Source organism: Streptomyces sp. NPDC096339 (genome assembly GCF_044762985.1).
GTDB lineage: Bacteria > Actinomycetota > Actinomycetes > Streptomycetales > Streptomycetaceae > Streptomyces.
Genome location: NZ_JBIWFI010000017.1, coordinates 43,555 through 62,844, shown reverse-complemented (window position 1 = coordinate 62,844; position 19,290 = coordinate 43,555). Strand labels below are relative to the sequence as shown.

The window sequence follows — 19,290 nt, the reverse complement described above, 5'->3', positions numbered from 1 at the left end:
CAGCGACGCGGCTTTTTACCGACAACGCGTCGGGAACCCATTGACTTAGGCAAACCTAAGCAGGAGGATCAGGCGTGGCGGCCCCGCCGTCACGCCTGATTCCTGTACCCGGAGGTCGGTCTTGGACGCTTTCTCTACGGTCATCCGCGTCGCCTCGCACGAGCAGCACACCGAAGCGGAGACGTCGACCTTCATGAGCGACCTGCTGGGCGGACGGCTCGGGGTCGACGCGTACACCCGCTACACCGAGCAGTTGTGGTTCGTGTACCGGGCGCTGGAGGACGCGGCCGAGTCCCTCCGGGACGACCCGGTCGCCGGCCCGTTCATCCGCCCCGAGCTGATGCGCGTCGCCGAGATCGAGCGCGACCTCGCCCACCTGCGGGGCCCCGACTGGCGCTCCTCGGTGTCGGCCCTGCCCGCGACCGAGGCGTACGCCGCCCGGGTGGCCGAGTGCGCGGCGCAGTGGCCGGGCGGGTACGTCGCCCACCACTACACGCGCTACCTGGGCGACCTCTCCGGCGGCCAGATCATCCGCGACAAGGCGGAACGCACCTGGGGCTTCGAGCGCAAGGGCGACGGCGTCCGCTTCTACGTCTTCGCGGACATCTCCAACCCGGCCGCCTTCAAGCGCGTCTACCGCGAACTGCTGGACGCGATCGCCGCGGACGACCTGGAGAAGCAGCGCATCATCGACGAGTGCAAGCGCGCCTTCGACTTCAACGGCGCCGTCTTCCGCGAGCTCGGCGAGCAGTTCCCGCTCAGCGCGTAGTACCTCCGGGGGACGTCCACGGAAGAAGCGGCCGGCCGGGTGCGCGGCGCACCGGGCCGGCCCGCGGCCGCTTCAGCCGGCCGTGAGCGCCCAGAGCACGAGCACGGTGACGACGTACGCGTGGGGGTACAGGAAGGCCAGGACGCAGCCGGCGCGCGCCCACGCGACGCGCCTTCGGCGCTGCGCCTGGGTCCGGGGCGGGATCCAGACGGCGGCCACCATCGCCAGCGGGAGCACGTAGGCCAGGATGAACCAGAGCGGCAACCGGGGCAGGTAGGAACTCGCCCGGCCCAGCCACACCGCCACCGGGGCCAACACGGTGAAGAGCGCCGCCACCGGCAGCCACCGCCGCTGCTCGTCGGGGTGTGCGGGCGCCGGAGTCTTCTTCATGGGGACAGCTCACCGCGACGGGCGCCGCCCGCGTCAGCGCTCTCGTACTCATGCCTCCGTGCGGGGTACTCAGTCCGCCGAGAGGTGTCCCGGGGCCGGAGCGAAGCGGACGCGGCCGCCGATCTCGATCGTGCCGTCCGGACCGGGCGCCGTGAGGATCTGGGAGCCCGCGCCCTGGGTGATGTTCAGGGCGCGGTTCAGTTCGGCCGTCAGCAGGATCGCGGCCGAGCCCGTGGCCTCGTCCTCGGTGATGATCCCGTCGGGGCGGCGGGGGAAGCCGCGGGCCCGTACCCGGCCCGCGGTCTCGTCCTCCCAGGCCCACGCGTACAGCCAGCCCTCGCCCGGCGGCGGGGCGGGCAGCGCCTCCACCTCGGCCACGGAGGCGAATTGCTCGGTGCGCTTGCCCTCGACCCACTCGGGGCGGGCCGTGATCCAGGTGAACTCCCCGTCGTCACGGGCCCATACGGAGCCGGCCGGCGGCTGGAGCTCCTCGATGTCCAGCAGCCACGCGGTTCCGACCAGCGGATGCCCGGCGAAGTTCATCTTCGTACCGGGGGTGCGGATGTCGACGATCCCGCGCTCGGGGTCGTCGACGAAGACCGTCTCGCTGTAGCCGAGTTCGGCGGCGAGGGCCTGCCGGGACGCGTCGTCGGGGCAACTCCGGCCGTCGCGTACGACACCGAGCAGGTTGCCGAAGCGGCCGTCGCCCGCACAGAAGACCTTCAACACGTCGAGATCGTTCACGCGGGCATTCAAGCACGGCCCGACCTGCGGCCGACCCGTCGCCGACCTGCCGCCGACCTGCCGCCGACCCGTCGCCGACCGCCTCCGACCGGCCGCCGGCCCCCGCCCCCGCGCCGCCAGGAGCGCGCACGGCGGGGGAATGGCGGATTCCGCAGTACGGAACGGTCATCACGACTTGACCTCCGCTTGACCCGTCCATGGGGCTGCCATGGATGGGCCGTGACGGCGTCGTGTCCGGGGCGAAAAGGTGAGAGCTGAATCACTGGACGAGTGGGTATGGGTCAGGTAAGCCTCGGTTAAGTTAGGTCCGCCTCACCGGCCTCCCCCCTTGGGGCGGCCCGATTCGTCCGACGCCCAGGAGCCCTCATGCGCCCCGCCCGCCTCACCGTCATCGCCGCCGCCTCCGTCGCGGCAGCCCTGACCGCCGTCACCGGCTGCTCCCAGAAGAGCGACGCGGGCGGCGACGGCGCGATCAAGGTGGCGGCCTCCGACACCGCGTGCGACGTGTCGAAGAAGGAGTTCCCGGCGGGCAAGGTCACCATCGACGTCGAGAACAAGGGCTCCAAGGTCACCGAGGTCTACGTCCTCTTCCCGGACGCCCGCATCGTGACCGAGCGCGAGAACATCGGCCCCGGCACCAAGGCCTCCATCACCGCCGAGATCAAGGCGGGCGAGTACGAGATCGTCTGCAAGCCCGGTATGAAGGGCGACGGCATCAGCCAGAAGGTCAAGGCCACCGGCAAGGGCGCCGCCGCCGAGAAGCGCAGCCCCGTGGCGGACGCCGCCGTCGCCGCGTACCGCGCGTACGTGGTCAAGCAGGCCGAGGAGACCCTCCCCAAGGCGCAGGCCTTCGCCGACGCCGTCAAGGCCGGCGACATCGAGACCGCGAAGAAGCTGTACGCCCCTTCCCGCATCGGCTGGGAGCGCACCGAGCCGGTCGCCGAGTCCTTCGGTGACATCGACCCCAAGGTCGACGTCCGCGAGGACGGCCTGGAGGCCGGCCAGGACCCGGCGAAGGACTGGACGGGCTGGCACCGCCTGGAGAAGTCCCTGTGGGCCGACAACAAGATCGACGACAACGACAAGAAGCTCGCCGACACCCTGATGGCGGACCTGACCGACTGGCAGAAGAAGGTCGGCGAGGCCGAGATCACCCCCAGCTCGATCGCCAACGGCGCCAAGGAGCTCCTCGACGAGGTCGCCACCGGCAAGGTCACGGGCGAGGAGGAGCGCTACTCCCGCACCGACCTGGTCGACTTCAAGGCGAACGTCGAGGGCGCCCAGGAGGCCTTCGAGGTCCTGAAGCCGATCGTCTCGAAGACCGACCCGGAGCTCGCCAAGCAGCTGGAGACCCAGTTCGCGGCGATGACGGTCCTGCTCGACAAGTACCGCGCCGACAAGGCCTCCTACGACTTCACCTCCTACGACAAGGTCGGCGACGCGGAGCGCAAGGAGCTCTCGGACGCCGTCTCCGCCCTCGGTGAGCCGCTGTCCAAGCTCGCCGCAGCGGTCACGAAGTAAGTCACGGCAGAGTCGAAGGAGGCGGGAGAACACCATGAGCGAGTCGGAGTCGGCGGCACAGCCGCAGCAGCCGGAGCAGCAGGAGCAGCCGGAAGCCGGTACGTCCGCGGCCGCGCCCTCGCGGCGCGCCGTCCTGGGCTGGGGCGGGGCCGGGCTCGCGCTCGGCGCGGCCGCGGCCGGCGGTGCGGCGGCCGCGTTCGGCGGCGGTTCGGACATGGTCTCGGCGGCCGCGGCCGGTGCGGCCGTGCCGTTCCACGGTGACCACCAGGCCGGTATCGCCAGCGCCGTCCAGGACCGTCTGCACTTCGCGGCCTTCGACGTGAAGACGAAGAGCCGCGAGGAGCTGATCAAGCTCCTCAAGGACTGGACCGAGGCGGCCCGCCGCATGACGGCCGGTCTGCCGGTCGGCGAGGGCGGCTTCGGCGGTCTCCCGGAGGCCCCGCCGGACGACACCGGCGAGGCCCTCGGCCTGAAGGCCTCCCGCCTCACCCTGACCATCGGTTTCGGACCGGGCCTGTTCGCCAAGGACCGGTTCGGCCTGGAGGGCAAGCGCCCCGACGCGCTCGTCGACCTGGAGCTGTTCCCCGGCGACAACCTCGACCCGGCCCGCTCCGGCGGCGACATCTGCGTCCAGGCCTGCGCCGACGACCCGCAGGTCGCCGTGCACGCGATCCGCCAGCTGGCCCGCATCGGCTTCGGCAAGACCGTGGTCCGCTGGTCGCAGCTGGGCTTCGGCAAGACCTCGTCGACCACGCCCGAAGAGCAGACCCCGCGCAACATGATGGGCTTCAAGGACGGCACCCGGAACATCTCGGGCACCGACAAGGCGGCCCTGGACAAGCACGTGTGGGTCGGCGCGGGCGACGGCAGCGAGTGGATGACCGGCGGCTCGTACCTGGTGGCCCGCCGCATCCGGATGAACATCGAGATCTGGGACCGCACCCCCCTGCAGGAGCAGGAGGACATCTTCGGCCGCGACAAGGGCGAGGGCGCCCCGGTCGGCAAGTCGAAGGAGCGCGACGAGCCGTTCCTGAAGGCGATGAAGCCGGAGGCCCACGTCCGCCTCGCGCACCCGGACACCAACAACGGCGCGACGATCCTGCGCCGCGGCTACTCCTTCACCGACGGCACGGACGGGCTGGGCCGCCTCGACGCCGGCCTGTTCTTCCTCGCCTACCAGCGGGACGTGCGCAAGGGCTTCATCCCGATCCAGCGCAACCTGGCGAAGTCCGATGTCCTCAACGAGTACATCCAGCACGTGAGCTCGGCGATCTTCGCCGTCCCGCCGGGCGTCCGTGACAAGGACGACTGGTGGGGCCGGACGCTGTTCGCGTAGCCCCCGTCGTCGTACCGCCCGTAGGACCCGGAGATCCCGGAGAGGAACAACCGGCGTGTTCGCCAACTATCTGATCGGCCTGCGCGAGGGGCTGGAGGCCAGCCTGGTCGTCTGCATCCTCGTCGCGTACCTGGTGAAGACCGAGCGCCGGGACGCCCTGCGTCCCGTGTGGCTCGGCATCGGGATCGCCTGCGCGCTCTCGCTCACCTTCGGCGCGGTGCTCACCTTCGGCACCCAGCAGCTGACCTTCGAGGCGCAGGAACTGCTCGGCGGCAGCCTCTCCATCATCTCGGTGGGCCTGGTGACGTGGATGGTCTTCTGGATGAAGCGCACCGCGCGGCACCTGAAGGCCGAGCTGCACGGCAAGCTGGACACGGCGCTCGCCATGGGCACCGGCGCGCTGGTCGCCACGGCCTTCCTGGCCGTGGGCCGCGAGGGCCTGGAGACCGCGCTGTTCGTGTGGGCGTCCGTACGGGCCAGCGGCGAGGGCTCCTCGGCCCCGCTGATCGGGGTGCTGCTCGGCATCGCGACGGCGATCGTGCTGGGCTGGCTCTTCTACCGGGGCGCCCTGAAGATCAACCTGGCGAAGTTCTTCAAGTGGACCGGCGCCATGCTGGTGGTCGTGGCCGCGGGCGTGCTCGCGTACGGCGTCCACGACCTCCAGGAGGCCCGCTTCCTGGGCGGCCTGGGCGACAAGGCCTTCGACATCAGCGCCACCATCCCGCCGGACAGCTGGTACGGGACCCTGCTCAAGGGCGTCTTCAACTTCCAGCCGGACCCCACGGTGATCCAGCTGTCGGTGTGGGCGCTGTACCTGGTGCCGGTGCTGGCGCTGTTCTTCTACGACTCCAGCCGCCCGGCCGCCCCGAAGGCGCAGCCCGCGGCAACGGAGGCCAAGCCGGCGGGCTGACGGATCAGAACGACGAAAGGGCCGTGCCGGCCGCCGGAAGGCGGTCGGCACGGCCCTTTTCGCAACCCCGTTCACCGCAGGCGGTCGATCAGCCCCGGGTACAGCGGGACGCGCACCCCGGTGAAGGCGGCCCGGTCGCGGTCCGGTCGCGGTCCGGGGCGTCCGTGAAGAAGGCGGCCGGGACCTCCTTGTCGAAGCCCGGCCCGTCGGTGCCGAGCGGCACCTCCGGGGTGCCGCCGACCAGGACGGTGCCGGGCAGCACCTCGAACCCGGCGGCCACCTCGCCCTCGGCGAACCCGAGCACCCTCACGCGATCGGCACGCCCTCGCCGCTGACCCTCACCCGGGGGTCACCCGCGCGCAGTTCCACCGTGAGCACTCCCGGGCGGCCCATGTCCGCGCCCTGGTGCAGGGTGAGGACGACCTCCTCCGGGACCAGCCCGAGCTCGCGCGCGTACGCCCCGAAGGCGGCCGCGGCGGCGCCCGTGGCCGGGTCCTCGACGACCCCGCCGACCGGGAAGGGGTTCCGTACGTGGAACTCCGCCGGGCCCGCGCGGTGCACCAGCTGGACCGTCGTGAGGTCGAGGCGCCGCATCAGGGCCTCCAGCCGGGCGAAGTCGTAGTCGAGGTCCGCGAGCCGGGCCCGGGTGGCCGCACCGATCACGAGGTGCCGCGCCCCCGCGTAGGCGATCCGGGCCGGGAACTCCGGATCGAGATCCGCGGCGGGCCAGTCCAGGGCGGCCAGCGCCTCGTCGAGATCCTCGGCGCCGATCCCCTCCACATGGGGCTCGACGCTGGTCAGCGTGGCCCGCAGCCCCCCGCCCGGCACCTCGGCCACGGACACCGGGACGGTCCCGGCACGGGTGGCGAACAGCAGCTCACCCGGGCCGATCCGCTCCCCGAGCGCCACGGCGGTGGCCACCGTGGCGTGCCCGCAGAACGGCACCTCCGCCTTCGGGCTGAAGTAGCGCGCGGTGAAGGCGCGCCCGGGTTCGCCGCCGAGCCCCTCGGGCGGGCCGGTGAGGAAGGCCGTCTCGCTGTAGCCCAGCTCGGCGGCGATCTCCAGCATCGCGCCCTCGTCGAGCCCGGCGGCGTCGAGGACGACCCCGGCGGGGTTGCCGCCTTCCGGGTCTCGGGAGAAGGCGGTGTAGCGCAGTACCTCGGTAGGGTTCATGCGGCCATGATCAACGCTGACCGCACGCCCCGGCAACGGAGTTGGCCGGGGCAGCCCGGCTCAGCCCCGCCCGATGTACGGCATCGTCGTCGCCATCACCGTCGCGAACTGCACGTTCGCCTCCAGCGGCAACTCCGCCATGTGCAGGACGGTGCGCGCCACGTCGGCGGCGTCCATCACCGGCTCGACGGCCAGCTGCCCGTTGGCCTGGAGGATGCCGGTCTGCATCCGCTCGGTCATCTCGGTGGCCGCGTTGCCGATGTCGATCTGCCCACAGGCGATCCGGTACGGCCGCCCGTCCAGCGACAGGGCCTTCGTCAGACCGGTCATGGCGTGCTTGGTCGCGGTGTAGGCGATGGAGTTCGGCCGGGGCACGTGCGCCGAGATCGAGCCGTTGTTGATGATCCGGCCGCCCTGCGGGTCCTGTTCCTTCATCTGGCGGAAGGCGGCCTGCGCGCACAGGAAGGATCCGGTCAGGTTGACATCGACGACCGAGCGCCACGCGTCGTAGGAGATGTCCTCCAGCGGCACCCCGCCCGGCCCGAAGGTACCGGCGTTGTTGAACAGCAGATCAAGCCGCCCGTACCGCTGCCGAACCGACTCGAACAGCGCATTCACGTCGTCCGGATCACTCACGTCCGTCGGTACGCACAGCACGTCGGCGTCCTCGCCGGCCGCCTTCGCGGTCTCCTCCAGCGGCTCGATCCGGCGGCCCGCGACGGCCACGGCCCAGCCGGCGGAGGCCAGGGTCAGGGCCACGGAACGGCCGATTCCGGAGCCGGCGCCGGTCACCACTGCGATCTTCTTGGCACTTGCGTTCATGGGGCCGCAGGTTACGTCACACCGCGCTCCGGCCCCGGGACGTTCCGATAGCTGAGAGCATGGGTCGGTCAGGGGTGCGAAGAACAGACAAAAGGACTGGAGTTCCCGTATGTCGGAGAGAGGCCCCTCGACGGCCCCCTCGGGCGCCGCGTCGCCCGAATCGTCCTCCGCTCCCACCCCCCGCACGACAGCACGCCGCACCGGCCTGCTGGTCACGTTCATACTCGGCGGGCTCACCGCCCTCCCCCCGCTGTCCATGGACATGTACCTCCCGGCCCTGCCGGAGGTCACCACCGCCCTGCACAGCCCCGCCGCGACCATCCAGCTCACCCTGACCGCCTGCCTCGCCGGCATGGCCCTGGGCCAGCTCGTCATCGGCCCGATGAGCGACAAGTGGGGCCGACGCCGCCCGCTGCTCACCGGCATGGCCGTCTACGTCCTCGCCACCGCCATCTGCGCCCTCGCCCCGTCCGCCGAACTCCTGATCGCCTTCCGGCTGCTCCAGGGACTGGCCGGCGCGGCCGCGATCGTCATCGCCCGGGCCGTCGTACGCGACCTGTACGACGGGGTCGAGATGGCCCGCTTCTTCTCCACCCTGATGCTCATATCCGGGGTGGCCCCGATCGTCGCCCCGCTGATCGGCGGCCAGGTCCTGCGCTTCTCCGACTGGCGCGGGGTGTTCGTCGTCCTCACCGCCATCGGCATCGCGCTCACCCTGACGGTCTGGCGCAGCCTCGGCGAAACCCTCCCCGCCGAACGCCGGCAGACCGGCGGCGTCGGCGCCGCCCTGCGGACCATGCGGGGGCTCCTGGCCGACCGCGTGTTCGCCGGCTACACCCTGACCGGCGGCTTCGCCTTCGCCGTCCTCTTCTCGTACATCTCCGCGTCCCCCTTCGTGGTGCAGGAGATCTACGGGGCTTCGCCGCAGGCCTTCAGCCTGCTCTTCGGCGTCAACTCGGTCGGGCTGATCGCCGTCGGCCAGATCAACGGCAAGCTGCTGGTCGGCCGGGTCAGCCTGGACAAGGTCCTGGCGGTGGGCCTGGCCATCGTCACGGCCGCGGCGCTCTCCCTCCTCCTGATGTCGACGGGCGTCTTCGGCGAGGTCGGACTCGTCCCGATCGCGGCGGCCCTCTTCATCCTGATGTCGGCGATGGGCGTGCTCCTGCCGAACACCAACGCCCAGGCCCTGATGCGGACCCCGCACGCGGCGGGCTCGGCCTCGGCGCTGATCGGCACCTGTTCCTTCCTCGTCGGCGCGATCGCCTCGCCCCTGGTCGGCATCGCGGGCGAGGACACGGCGGTCCCCATGGCCGTGGTCCAGCTGACCTGCGTCCTCCTGGCGACGGCCTGCTTCACCACCCTCTGCCGCCCCTGGCAACCCCGCCCCTGACCCCCACCGAGCCGGGCCCCCGCGGGGCGCGGTGCGTCGGCGCCACGAGACTGCCCCGCACCGTCCACACCCCCGCGCCGCCGGGGCCGGGCCCGCTCGCATGCCCCCGCGCCGGCGGGGTCGGGTGTGTGGTGGGGCGCCCCCGCAGGGCGTCGAACGCAACCACGCCGCGCATGTCCGCTGCCTGGAAAGGTTCGACGCCCGAGGAGGTGCCCCGGCGCGCGCCCGGCCCCGACGGCCCCTCGCGTGCGGGCCGCCCCCGGGGTGCCGCTGCGCGGAGCACTCCCCTACCCGCCCTTCCACCGTTCCCCGGGGCTCCGCCCCGGACCCCGCGCCTCAAACGCCGGCGAGGCTGGATGTGCCCGGTCCTCAAACGCCAGCCAAGCTGGAGGGGGACCGGAGCCACGAACGCCGGACGGGCTGAAAGGAACCGGGCCTCGGGCCCGGTGGCCGGACTTCAGCCCCGCCGGCGTTTGAGGCGCGGGGGCCCGGGGGCGGAGCCCCCGCGACGGTGCCGCACCCGGCCCGACCGCCACCGCCGGGGGCCCTCGGTCGGCGTAAGCTTCGCTGGTGAACGCCGCCTCCGCCCCCACCACCGCCGAAACCCTCCGCACCGCACTCGGCCGGCTGCTCGACGGGCTCCCGCCCAAGCAGGCCTCCGCCGCCGTCGAGCGGCTCATCGCCAGCTACCGCGGGCAGACCCCGACCGACGCACCCGTGCTGCGCGACCGCTCCGACGTCGCGGCGTACGCGGCGTACCGGATGCCGGCCACCTTCGAGGCCGTACGCTCCGCCCTCGACGGCCTCGCGGACGCCGCCCCGGACTGGGCCCCGGCCTCGCACGTGGACGTCGGCGGCGGCACGGGCTCGGCGACCTGGGCGGTGGACGCCACCTGGGACGGCCCCCGCGAGACCACCGTCCTGGACTGGGCGGAGCCGGCCCTGAAGCTCGGCAGGGAGCTCGCGCAGGCGGCCCCCTCCCCCGTGCTCCGCGCAGCGGACTGGCGGCGGGCCGTCATCGGCGCCGGGCTGACGATCCCCGAGGCCGACCTGGTCACGGTCTCGTACGTACTGGGCGAACTCACCCCGCAGGCCCGCACGGCGGTCGTCGCCGAGGCGGCCCGCGCCGGCCAGGCCGTGGTCCTGATCGAGCCGGGCACTCCGGAGGGCTACCTCCGCATCCGCGAGGCCCGCGACCAACTGATCGCGGCGGGGCTCCACGTCGCCGCCCCCTGCCCGCACGACGGCACCTGCCCGATCGAGGTCGGCCGGGACTGGTGCCACTTCTCGGCGCGGGTCAGCCGGTCCTCCCTGCACCGCCAGGTCAAGGGCGGCTCGCTCCCGTACGAGGACGAGAAGTTCAGCTACGTCGCCGCGACCCGCTTCCCCACCCGGCCGGCCACCTCCCGGATCACGCGGAAGCCGCAGATCCGGAAGGGGCTCGTACTGCTGGAGCTGTGCGGCCGGGAGAGCGAGGGCCTGACCAAGGTCAACGTGACCAAGCGCCACGGCGACCTGTACAAGGCCGCGCGGGACGCCGACTGGGGCAACGCCTGGCCCCCGGCCGACGAGACGGCCGAGTAGGCGGCGGCCGCGGTGGCCGGAGCAGGGCCGCCGCGGCCACATCCCACCGGGCCCCGCCCCACAGCACCGCAGCGCCACCGGGCCCCGCGCCACCGAGCCACCGGGCCCCGCGCCACCGCGCCACCGCGCCACCGCGCCACCAGCAGCCGACGGACGGGCCCGCCCACAGCCACCCGCCCGCCGGCCCGGAGGGCTACGGCCGCAGCTCCTGCGTGCAGCACTTCACGCTGCCGCCGCCCTTGAGCAGCTCCCCCAGATCCATCGGCACCGGCTCGAAGCCCCGGTCCCGCAGCGGCGCCAGCAGTCCGGTCGCCTCCTGCGGGAGCAGCACGTGCCGGCCGTCCGAGACCGCGTTCAGGCCGAGCGCCGCCGCGTCCGAGGCCTCGGCGATCAGCGCGTCCGGGAAGAGCCTGCGCAGTACGCCCTGGCTGCCCGGTGAGAAGGCCGCCGGGTAGTACATGATCTCGTCGCCGTCGAGGACGCTGAGCGCCGTGTCCAGGTGGTAGAAGCGCGGGTCCACCAGGTCGAGGCCGATGACCGGGCGCCCGAAGAACTCCTGCGCCTCGTCGTGGGAGAGCGGGCTGGAGCGGAAGCCCCGGCCGGCCAGGATGTAGGTGGCGGTGACGGCGAAGTCGCCCTCGCCCTCGTTGACGTGGGACGGCTCGTGGACGTTCCGGTAGCCGTGGTCGCGGAACCACGCGAGGTGGATCTCGGCCTCGGCGGCCCGTTCCGGGTAGGCGAACCGGGCGCCGAGCACCCGGCCGTCGACGACGAGGGCGCCGTTGGCCGCGAAGACCATGTCCGGCAGCCCGGGGTCCGGGACGAGGGTCTCGACGGTGTGCCCGAGGGCGCGGTAGCGGTCCCTCAGGTCCTCCCACTGGGCCATGGCGAGGGGCAGGTCCACCGGTTTCGTGGGATCCATCCACGGGTTGATGGAGTAGGTGACCTTGAAGTGTGCCGGTGGGCACATCAGGTAGCGCCGGGGTGTGGCGTCTCTGCGCAAAGAAGGCTCCTCACGACTTACGACGTCGACGTGCGACGAGTGTGGAGAGAATCGTCTCTCCTCAAGCGGCACACCGCAGTGAACTGATTGGGTGGTTTAGCCGGCAAGGAGGAGACGAGACGTCTCGGTTGGTAGTTTCGAGCCATGACCAGGACCCCTGACGCCTCCCGCCGCAGCGACCGCTCCCGGCGCGCGATCCTCGACGCCTCGCTCGCCCTCGTCGGGGAGGTCGGCTACAACAAGCTGACCATCGAGGCCATCGCCGCCCGCGCCGGGGTCGGCAAGCAGACCATCTACCGCTGGTGGCCGTCGAAGGCGGCCGTCCTCCTCGACGCCTCGCTGGCCCTCGCCGGGGAGGCCGAGGACGCGGCCGAGTGGACCGGCTTCCCGGACACCGGGGACCTCGCCGCCGACCTGAAGTCCGTCCTGCGGGCGACCGTGGACGAGTTCACCGACGAGAAGTACGAGGCCCCCGCGCGCGCCCTCACGGCGGCCGGAGCCACCGACCCGGAGCTCGGCGCACAGTTCACCGAGCGGCTGCTGGAGCCGCAGCTCGCCCTCTACGAGGCCCGGCTGCGCACGGCCCGCGACGCCGGACAGCTCGCCCCGGACACCGATCTGCGGCTGACGGTGGAAATGCTGCTGGGCCCGCTCACCTACCGCTGGCTGCTGCGCACGGCACCGCTGACGCACGCCTACACGGACGCGCTGGTGGACCGGGTGCTGGGCGGGGTGGCCAACGTCACCGCCGGTTGAATCGCGAACATCAGGCGGAGATATGCCCCCTTCACCCGCCTATACGTCGATTTTCGGCCACTCCATCCCGGCCCCCCGGTCGTCGAGACCGGTCACCCGGGGCTCAGGATGGTGGGACGATGTGAGGGTCTGCCAGGGTCTGCAGGGGCAAGGTTTGGTGAGGGGATAGATGGGGTCTGAGTCCGGCCGCGTCACGCGCGGCGCGCAGAGCAGGATTTCCCAGTGGCTGCTGCGGCGCCGGAAACCCGCGGCGGAGGACCCCGGGCGCGAGCGCGAGGCGCTGCTCCTGTCGGTCGCCACCGCCGGTCTGCCGATCGCCCCCGCCGCCCATCCGGCCGGCTATCGATGTTCGTGCGACCGCATCGGCTGTCCCACGCCGGCCCGGCACCCGCTCTCCTTCGCGTGGCAGACCCAGTCGACCACCGACCGCGCCCAGGTCGAGCGCTGGGCCCGCAACCAGCCCCAGGCCAACTTCGTCACCGCGACCGGCATGGTCCACGACGTGCTCGACGTCCCGCTGGAGGCCGGCGCCGACGCCCTCGCCCGCCTGCTGGAGGCCGGTGTCGAGGTCGGCCCCGTGGCCGAGTCGGGCGGCACCGGCGACCAGGCCCGCATGCTCTTCTTCACCGCCACCCGCGGCACCCCCGAGGACGAGGACGAGTGGTGGCCCTGCGAACTGGACTGCCACCCCGAGACGATGGACGAGCACCCGGGCCTGCGCTGGCACTGCCGCGGCAGCTACGTCCTGGTCCCCCCGGCGGCCCTGCCCGGTGACCACGCGGTGACCTGGATCCGCGGCATGGAACACCCCCTCCCGGACCCGCTCACCCTGCTGGAAACCCTGACCGACGCCTGCGCCCTGTACGCGGGCTCCACGGACCACACCCCGGCGACGGTCGCCTGGCCCCTGGGCCGCTAGCGCTCTGACCACCAGGACCCGGCCGTCCCCACCAGCGCGGGCCGGCGCCCGGGCCGGAGTGCGAGGAGCACCCCGAGGCCCCCGGCCGCCAGGACGGCCGCGCCCGCGCCCAGCGTCGTCGCGTCCGGCGAGGTCAGCGGCTGCCCGCGCAGCGCCTGCCAGGTCAGCAGTGCCAGCACCGCCGCGTAGACCCCGCCGGCCACCAGGGTCACCCGCAGCCGTACCCGCTCCTCGCGCAGCCGGGCGTACCGGGTGCCGAGGGCGGCCAGGACGAGCACGAACAGCGGCAGCAGTTGCAGCGCGTGCATGCCGACGAAGTGCGGGATCCGCAGGTCGCCCCCGGTGGTGGACCAGCCGGTGAGCGGCATGCCGGGCCCGCCGTCGGGCACCCCCACGCTGTGCGCGCCGACCAGCGGGGCCGCGTCGTCCCCGGCCGCCCGCTGCTCGGGCGTGGCCTGCGTCATCAGGTAGCCCAGTCCGGCACCGACCAGTGCGAGGACCGCGGAGATCCGGATCGCCCAGGTGGTGGCCCGGTCGGCGAGCGGGGCCCGGAAGAGCAGGACGGCGATCACGAGGGTGGCCGTCCACAGCACCACCACGGTCCCGGCCATGACGTCGTACACCTGCGAGTCGAAGGGCGTGGAGCGGTTGAAGTGGATCTGCCGGCCGCGGATCACCTGACCGGTGATCAGCACCATCTCCACGACGCTCGTGACGACCACCACCGTCCCGGCCCACCGGGCCGGGCGGCGCAGCCGCGGCCGGGCCCGTTCGAGCAGGGAGATCATCCAGGCCAGGCTCAGCGCGTATCCGACGAAGGACACCGCGAACTTGAAGGGCTTGGCCCAGATCGGCATGCCCACGAGCATCCGGTCGTCGAGGACGAGGCCGACCGCGGACCCCGCCGCCCAGACCGCCATCGCCCCGGCGAAGACCACCAGCGGGCGGTGCCAGGCGCGTAAGGACGAGAACTCCATCGGACCCCCAAGAATGAATGGATAGCGGCACTTACCGCTATCCGGTAGTGCCACTATCTATGATGAGAGGTTCGGAAGACAAGAGCGGCCGATGGCCGAACGGACGGACGGACGCGAACATGCGCATCGGAGAGCTGAGCGCGCGGACCGGGATCCCGGTACCGACGATCAAGTACTACGTCCGGGAGGGGTTGCTCCCGGCCGGCGAGCTCAGCAGTCCCAACCAGGCCCGCTACGAGGAGTCCCACGAGCGCCGACTGCGGCTGATCCGGGGTCTGCTGGAGGTCGGCGGGCTCTCCGTGGCCGCCATCCGCGAGGTGCTGGCCGCCGTCGACGACAAGGAGCAGCCCGTACACAAGATGCTCGGGACGGTGGCGGACCGGCTGGTGCCGGCCGTGGGCCGCGAGGAGCCGGACGCGGAGACGGCCCTGGCCCGGACGAAGGTCGCCCGCCTCGTCGCGGCCCGCGGCTGGAACGTGGAACCGGGCTGCCCGGCCGGGGAGGCCCTCGCCTCGACCCTGGCGGCGCTGTCCCGTGCGGGGCACGGCCGGTTCGAGGAGGTGCTCGACGCGTACGCCGAAGCGGCGGAACGGGTCGCCTCGGCGGACCTCGCGTACGTCGCCCAGACCGTCGCCCGCGAGGACCTGGTCGAGTCGGTCGCGGTGGGCACGGTCCTGGGCGACACGATGTTCGCGGCCCTCCGCCGACTGGCCCAGGAGTCCGGCTCCGCCCGCGCGCACGCCCTGCCGTAGCCACTCGGGACCACCCGGGCGCTGCCCGTGCCCTCCCCGGGCCACCCCTGGAAGGTGGCCCCTGCCTCAAACGTCGGCGCGGCCGGATGGGCCGGAGACCCGGCGCAAAGCCCTGGGGCTCCGCCCCGGGTCCTTGAGCCGCACCGGCGATCCGAGCGCGAGCCACCCGACCCCGTCCCGCCCGGTCCGGAGCCGCCAGGGCGCAGGGGTCCGGGGGCGGAGGCCCCGGGGGGTCAGTGGTGGATCTGCGTGACCACCACGTCGAGGGACCACGCCTTGCCGGACTTGGCGGGAGCCTCGGCCTCCACCACGTAGCCCAGGTCCCGCAGCGCCTCGACCAGCTCGCCCGGTCCGGCCGGCACGGCCCCGGCCAGCAGCAGGTCCCGGACCAGCCGGCCCTTCGTGGCCTTGTTGAAGTGGCTCACCACCGACCGCTTCTCCACGCCGTCCACCACCTGCGAGTGAAGCACCCGCACGGTCGCGGTCCGCCCCGCCACCTCGCCCTTCGGCTTCCACGCCGCCCCGTACGCCGCCGACCGCAGGTCCAGCACCAGCCCGTCCCCGGCCGCCTCCGGCATGACCTCCGCCATCGGCCCCCGCCAGTACGCGCCCAGCGCGCCCAGCCCCGGCAGCTTCACGCCCATCGAGCAGCGGTACGACGGGATCCGGTCGGTGATCCGGACCGCGCCCCACAGCCCGGAGAAGACCAGCAGCGAGTCCCCGGCGAGCTTCCGCGCCGGCTCCGGGAGGTCCGCCAGGCCCAGCGCGTCGTACAGCACACCCGTGTAGATCTCCCCCGCCGGGCGGGCGGCCGCCGAGCGCAGTTCCAGGTTCTTGGCCACCTCGCCCCGCAGGCCCTCGCTCAGCCCCAGCACCTCGCGCGCCTTCAGCTCGTCGGCCCCGCACAGCCCGACCAGCTCCTCCAGCACCTCCGCACGGGCCGCGGCCAGGCCGGGCAGCGACAGCGCCTCCGGCTGCAGGGGTGCGCCGGAGCCGCCGGCGGCCTTTCCTTCGGACGGCGGCAGCAGCACGAGCACGGTGGTTCTCCTTCGATGCGACACGACGCGGGGATGCGGCCCCTCGCCAGGGTAGACGGCCCGCCGCCCCTACCCCGACGCACAGACCGAACGGACAGAACCCCCTGAACCACGCAAACCACCCGGCCAGGGCCTACGCTCGACCCATGCCACGCCGTCAGATACACATGACCGGCGCAGACGGGGCCGCCCTGCGGGCCGCGCTGCGTGAACTGCGGACGAAGCTGGAGGTGCCCGGGGAGTTCCCGCCGGCGGCCCTCGCCGAGGCCGAGCATGCGGCCGGGCACCCCCGCCTCCCCGAGCAGGACGGCACCGACATCCCGTTCTTCACCATCGACCCCCCGGCCTCGGTCGACCTCGACCAGGCCATGCACCTGGCGAAACGATCCTCCGGCGGGTACCGCGTCCACTACGCCATCGCCGACGTAGCCGCGTTCGTCACCCCGGGCGGCGCCCTCGACGCCGAGGCGCACCGCCGGGTCACCACCCTCTACTTCCCCGACATGAAAGTCCCCCTGCACCCGGCCGTCCTCTCGGAGGGCGCGGCCAGCCTGCTGCCCGACCACACCCGCCCGGCCCTGGTGTGGCGGCTCGACCTGGACGCCGACGGCCGGGTCGAGACCACCGACGTGCGCCGCGCCCTGGTCCGCAGCCGGGCCAAGCTCGACTACGACGGCGTCCAGAAGGCCATCGACTCCGGCACCGCGGAGGAGCCCGTCGCCCTCCTCAAGGACATCGGCCGGCTCCGCGAGGCCCTGGAGCGGGAGCGCGGCGGCATCTCCCTGGGCGTGCCCGAGCAGGAGGTCGTCGCACAGGACGGCTCGTACGCCCTGGCCTACCGCGCCCCGCTGCCCGCGGACGGCTGGAACGCCCAGATCTCCCTCATGACGGGCATGGCCGCCGCCGACCTGATGCTCGCGACCGGAACCGGCATCCTGCGCACCCTGCCGAACGCCCCCGACGGCGCCGTCGGCAGGCTGCGGCGGGCGGCGAAGGCCCTGCGGATCGACTGGCCGCACCACGTCCCGTACGCGGAACTCGTCCGCTCCCTCGACCCGCACCGGCCCGCCCACGCGGCGTTCCTGCAGGAGTGCACCGCCCTGCTGCGCGGCGCGGGCTACACGGTGTTCAGCGGCGGCGAGACCCCCGACCCGGCGATCCACTCCGCGGTGGCGGCCCCGTACGCACACTGCACGGCGCCGCTGCGGCGACTCGCCGACCGGTACGCCGGCGAGCTGTGCGTGGCGGCGGTGGCCGGGGCCGAGCCCCCGCGGTGGGCGGTGGAGGGCCTCGCCGCGCTCCCCGAGCGGATGGCGGAGGGCTCCCGGCTGGCGAACGCCGTCGAGCGCGAGTCCGTGGACCTCGTCGAGGCCGCCGTGCTGAAGGACCGCGTCGGGGAGACCTTCGACGCCACGGTGATCGACGTCAAGGAGCGGGAGCCGCTGGTGGGAACGGTCCACCTGGAGGAGCCCGCGGTGGTCGGCCGCGTCGAGTCCCCGCGGGAGGAACTGCCGCTGGGCGAGCGCATCCGGGTCCGCCTCACTCATGCGGACCCGGGAACGGCGAAGATCCTCTTCGCCACGGCGTGAGTGCCCCTACGGCGTGAGGGCCCCCCGGAGGGCTCCCACGAGCGCCCGCGGGTCGTCGGCGTGGAAGCGGACGACGCGGGCCTCTCCCCGGGCTCCCAACGGGCGGGTGAAGGGGAGGGGCCGGGCCAGCTCCAGGGTCACCGTGGTCTGGCTGCCGACGATCAGGTCGAGCACCCCGTCCTCGGAGAGGGTGACGAGCCGTCCCTCGGGATAGCGGCGGTCCACCCGTACGGAGGCCACCGCGTCGGGCGGCACGACCAGGTCGAACAGCGCCCCGTAGCGGATCCGCAGGGATCCGTCGGGGCGGAGCACGTGCGGCCGGGTGACGCAGGCGGCGTGCAGGGCGAGCACGAGCAGGACCCCGTAGACATCGAGAACGAGCACCACCCGGTGCACCGCCGGCCAGGGGATGAGCAAGGACAGCGCGACGGTCTCCACGACCGACACGAAGAGCATCCCGTACATCATGGCCGTCTGCGGCCCCGTGTACGCGGCGGCCAGGTCCCCGGCCCGCACCCCGTGCCTGCGGCGCAGCACCCACCACCCGAGCGAGGCGCCGGCGCGCAGCTCGTGCCGCACCAGCCGCCGCACCCGGACGGGCACCACGGCCCGCCCCGCCGCCCGCCATGCCTCCCCGCGCCGGGCACCGCGCCGGCGCCCGGCCGCGTACAGCTGCCCCAGCACCCAGGCCTCCAGCAGCACCACCCCGAGCACCAGGCCCTCGGCGAGCGGGAGAGCCCACCCCGGGAGCCGAACCCCGGCGGCCAGACACACCACGAGCGCCAGCTCTGCCGGCACGACGGTGGCCGCGGCAACCCGCGCCACTCTCATCCCGCGCACCCCGGGCATCCCGTTCATCCCCTCCCCTTCTCCATGAACGCCTCCATCACCCGGCGGACGACCTCGGCCTGCGCGGGGGCGTACTCGGCGAGCAGTGCCTCCCGGAACCCGGACACGACGACCCCGTCGGCGGGGACGGCGGCGAACACCTCCTCGGGCACGGCCGCCACGAACTCCGCCGCCAGCCCCGGGATCCGCGGATCGTCGGCGGGCGCCCCGGCCAGGTCGTCCAGCCGCTCGTACAGGGCGAGCACCGCCGGATCCGCGGCGAGCGGGCCGAGCGCGGCGTACAGCTCCTCGCCGGCCGCGCCCGAGGCGTCGAGGAGCTCCAGGTGCTCGCGGTCCATCGCGGCGGAGCGCGAGGCGGTCTCCGGCGCCTTCGCCAGCAGCGCGGCGAGCGCGGGCGACAGCGGCTCGGCCTCCCCGGGCCCGGCCGCCAGCAGCACGGCGAGCCGGCGCCTGCGCTCGGCGAGTTCGGCCTGCTGCCGGGCCAGGTCGGCGTCCAGTTCCTCCAGTACGTCGGCCAGTTCGCGCCCGGCGTCGTCGGCGAGGACGTCCCGCACCTCGTCGAGGCTCAGCCCGAGCTCGGTGAGCCGGCGCACACGGGCCAGCAGGACGGCGTCGCGGACCCCGTAGGCCCGGTACCCGTTGAGTCGCCGCTCCGGTTCCGGGAGCAGCCCGACATGGTGGTAGTGCCGGATCGCCCGGGTGGTGACCCCGACGAGCGCGGCGATCTCTCCGATCCGCATGGGGCCCAGTAGAAACCCTGCCGCTGCGT

20 protein-coding genes are annotated in these 19,290 nt (G+C 73.3%); 10 read left to right on the top strand and 10 right to left on the bottom strand.

Annotated elements, in window-relative coordinates; all coding sequences use genetic code 11:
* Positions 1 to 121: 121 nt before the first annotated feature.
* A complete protein-coding gene (locus tag ACIQ5Y_RS22025) occupies positions 122 to 769 on the top strand; it encodes a heme oxygenase (biliverdin-producing) (protein WP_403882850.1) in 648 nt (215 codons plus the stop codon).
* Between the two features lie 72 nt (positions 770 to 841).
* Here ACIQ5Y_RS22025 and ACIQ5Y_RS22020 read toward each other — a convergent pair whose 3' ends face one another.
* Entirely contained in the window at positions 842 to 1,159 is a 318-nt protein-coding gene (locus tag ACIQ5Y_RS22020) for a hypothetical protein (RefSeq protein ID WP_403882847.1), read from the bottom strand.
* A 69-nt stretch (positions 1,160 to 1,228) separates the two neighbouring features.
* On the bottom strand, positions 1,229 to 1,903 hold the full coding sequence (locus ACIQ5Y_RS22015) for a PhzF family phenazine biosynthesis protein (RefSeq protein ID WP_403882845.1): 675 nt from the start codon (positions 1,901 to 1,903) through the stop codon (positions 1,229 to 1,231).
* 366 nt (positions 1,904 to 2,269) lie between these two features.
* Here ACIQ5Y_RS22015 and efeO point away from each other — a divergent pair, with 366 nt between their 5' ends.
* Genes efeO through efeU form a run of 3 tightly spaced genes read left to right on the top strand, consistent with a single transcriptional unit; the run spans position 2,270 to position 5,670 of the window.
* The gene (efeO, locus tag ACIQ5Y_RS22010) at positions 2,270 to 3,424 is read left to right on the top strand and encodes an iron uptake system protein EfeO (RefSeq protein ID WP_403882842.1); all 1,155 of its coding nucleotides are present in this window, start codon (positions 2,270 to 2,272) and stop codon (positions 3,422 to 3,424) included.
* Between the two features lie 34 nt (positions 3,425 to 3,458).
* Positions 3,459 to 4,760 (top strand): iron uptake transporter deferrochelatase/peroxidase subunit, encoded by a 1,302-nt coding sequence (gene efeB, locus ACIQ5Y_RS22005; protein WP_403882840.1) that lies wholly within the window; start codon positions 3,459 to 3,461, stop codon positions 4,758 to 4,760.
* Between the two features lie 55 nt (positions 4,761 to 4,815).
* Complete coding sequence (efeU, locus tag ACIQ5Y_RS22000; RefSeq protein ID WP_403882837.1) at positions 4,816 to 5,670, top strand: iron uptake transporter permease EfeU; 855 nt, start codon at positions 4,816 to 4,818, stop codon at positions 5,668 to 5,670.
* 88 nt (positions 5,671 to 5,758) lie between these two features.
* Here efeU and ACIQ5Y_RS21995 read toward each other — a convergent pair whose 3' ends face one another.
* From ACIQ5Y_RS21995 to ACIQ5Y_RS21985, 3 genes are read right to left on the bottom strand one after another with little or no spacing between them, the layout of a single operon-like run.
* Complete coding sequence (locus ACIQ5Y_RS21995) at positions 5,759 to 5,980, bottom strand: hypothetical protein (RefSeq protein WP_403882834.1); 222 nt, start codon at positions 5,978 to 5,980, stop codon at positions 5,759 to 5,761.
* Complete coding sequence (locus ACIQ5Y_RS21990) at positions 5,977 to 6,843, bottom strand: PhzF family phenazine biosynthesis protein (protein WP_403882831.1); 867 nt, start codon at positions 6,841 to 6,843, stop codon at positions 5,977 to 5,979. Before ACIQ5Y_RS21990 ends, ACIQ5Y_RS21995 begins: the two co-directional genes overlap by 4 nt.
* Positions 6,844 to 6,903: 60 nt before the next feature.
* Complete coding sequence (locus ACIQ5Y_RS21985; RefSeq protein ID WP_403882828.1) at positions 6,904 to 7,665, bottom strand: SDR family oxidoreductase; 762 nt, start codon at positions 7,663 to 7,665, stop codon at positions 6,904 to 6,906.
* 109 nt (positions 7,666 to 7,774) lie between these two features.
* Here ACIQ5Y_RS21985 and ACIQ5Y_RS21980 point away from each other — a divergent pair, with 109 nt between their 5' ends.
* Positions 7,775 to 9,055 (top strand): Bcr/CflA family multidrug efflux MFS transporter, encoded by a 1,281-nt coding sequence (locus ACIQ5Y_RS21980; RefSeq protein WP_403882825.1) that lies wholly within the window; start codon positions 7,775 to 7,777, stop codon positions 9,053 to 9,055.
* Between the two features lie 570 nt (positions 9,056 to 9,625).
* Positions 9,626 to 10,639, top strand: coding sequence for a small ribosomal subunit Rsm22 family protein (locus tag ACIQ5Y_RS21975; protein ID WP_403882822.1), 1,014 nt, complete (start codon positions 9,626 to 9,628; stop codon positions 10,637 to 10,639).
* A 193-nt stretch (positions 10,640 to 10,832) separates the two neighbouring features.
* Here ACIQ5Y_RS21975 and ddaH read toward each other — a convergent pair whose 3' ends face one another.
* Entirely contained in the window at positions 10,833 to 11,714 is an 882-nt protein-coding gene (gene ddaH, locus ACIQ5Y_RS21970; RefSeq protein ID WP_403882820.1) for a dimethylargininase, read from the bottom strand.
* Positions 11,715 to 11,786: 72 nt separating this feature from the next.
* Between ddaH and ACIQ5Y_RS21965 the strand changes: the two genes are divergently transcribed.
* The gene (locus ACIQ5Y_RS21965) at positions 11,787 to 12,398 is read left to right on the top strand and encodes a TetR/AcrR family transcriptional regulator (protein WP_403882817.1); all 612 of its coding nucleotides are present in this window, start codon (positions 11,787 to 11,789) and stop codon (positions 12,396 to 12,398) included.
* 169 nt (positions 12,399 to 12,567) lie between these two features.
* Complete coding sequence (locus tag ACIQ5Y_RS21960; protein ID WP_403882814.1) at positions 12,568 to 13,317, top strand: bifunctional DNA primase/polymerase; 750 nt, start codon at positions 12,568 to 12,570, stop codon at positions 13,315 to 13,317.
* Here the strand turns inward: ACIQ5Y_RS21960 and ACIQ5Y_RS21955 are convergent.
* Positions 13,314 to 14,294: a hypothetical protein gene (locus ACIQ5Y_RS21955; RefSeq protein WP_403882811.1), complete on the bottom strand. Its 981-nt coding sequence runs from the start codon at positions 14,292 to 14,294 to the stop codon at positions 13,314 to 13,316. The genes ACIQ5Y_RS21960 and ACIQ5Y_RS21955 overlap by 4 nt on opposite strands.
* 119 nt (positions 14,295 to 14,413) lie before the next feature.
* On the opposite strand from ACIQ5Y_RS21955, the gene ACIQ5Y_RS21950 reads away from it, so the two are divergent.
* Positions 14,414 to 15,046 carry a MerR family transcriptional regulator gene (locus ACIQ5Y_RS21950; RefSeq protein ID WP_403882808.1) on the top strand — a complete coding sequence of 211 codons (633 nt, stop codon included), beginning with the start codon at positions 14,414 to 14,416 and terminating at the stop codon, positions 15,044 to 15,046.
* A gap of 233 nt (positions 15,047 to 15,279) precedes the next feature.
* Here ACIQ5Y_RS21950 and yaaA read toward each other — a convergent pair whose 3' ends face one another.
* On the bottom strand, positions 15,280 to 16,083 hold the full coding sequence (gene yaaA / locus ACIQ5Y_RS21945; RefSeq protein ID WP_403882805.1) for a peroxide stress protein YaaA: 804 nt from the start codon (positions 16,081 to 16,083) through the stop codon (positions 15,280 to 15,282).
* Between the two features lie 146 nt (positions 16,084 to 16,229).
* Between yaaA and ACIQ5Y_RS21940 the strand changes: the two genes are divergently transcribed.
* Positions 16,230 to 17,672: an RNB domain-containing ribonuclease gene (locus ACIQ5Y_RS21940; protein WP_403882802.1), complete on the top strand. Its 1,443-nt coding sequence runs from the start codon at positions 16,230 to 16,232 to the stop codon at positions 17,670 to 17,672.
* Between the two features lie 6 nt (positions 17,673 to 17,678).
* Here the strand turns inward: ACIQ5Y_RS21940 and ACIQ5Y_RS21935 are convergent, their stop codons facing one another.
* Positions 17,679 to 18,530, bottom strand: a complete 852-nt coding sequence (locus ACIQ5Y_RS21935; RefSeq protein ID WP_403882799.1) for a hypothetical protein — start codon at positions 18,528 to 18,530, stop codon at positions 17,679 to 17,681.
* Positions 18,527 to 19,261 (bottom strand): MerR family transcriptional regulator, encoded by a 735-nt coding sequence (locus ACIQ5Y_RS21930; protein WP_403882796.1) that lies wholly within the window; start codon positions 19,259 to 19,261, stop codon positions 18,527 to 18,529. The genes ACIQ5Y_RS21935 and ACIQ5Y_RS21930 overlap by 4 nt, the downstream gene beginning before the upstream one ends.
* Positions 19,262 to 19,290 lie beyond the last annotated feature (29 nt).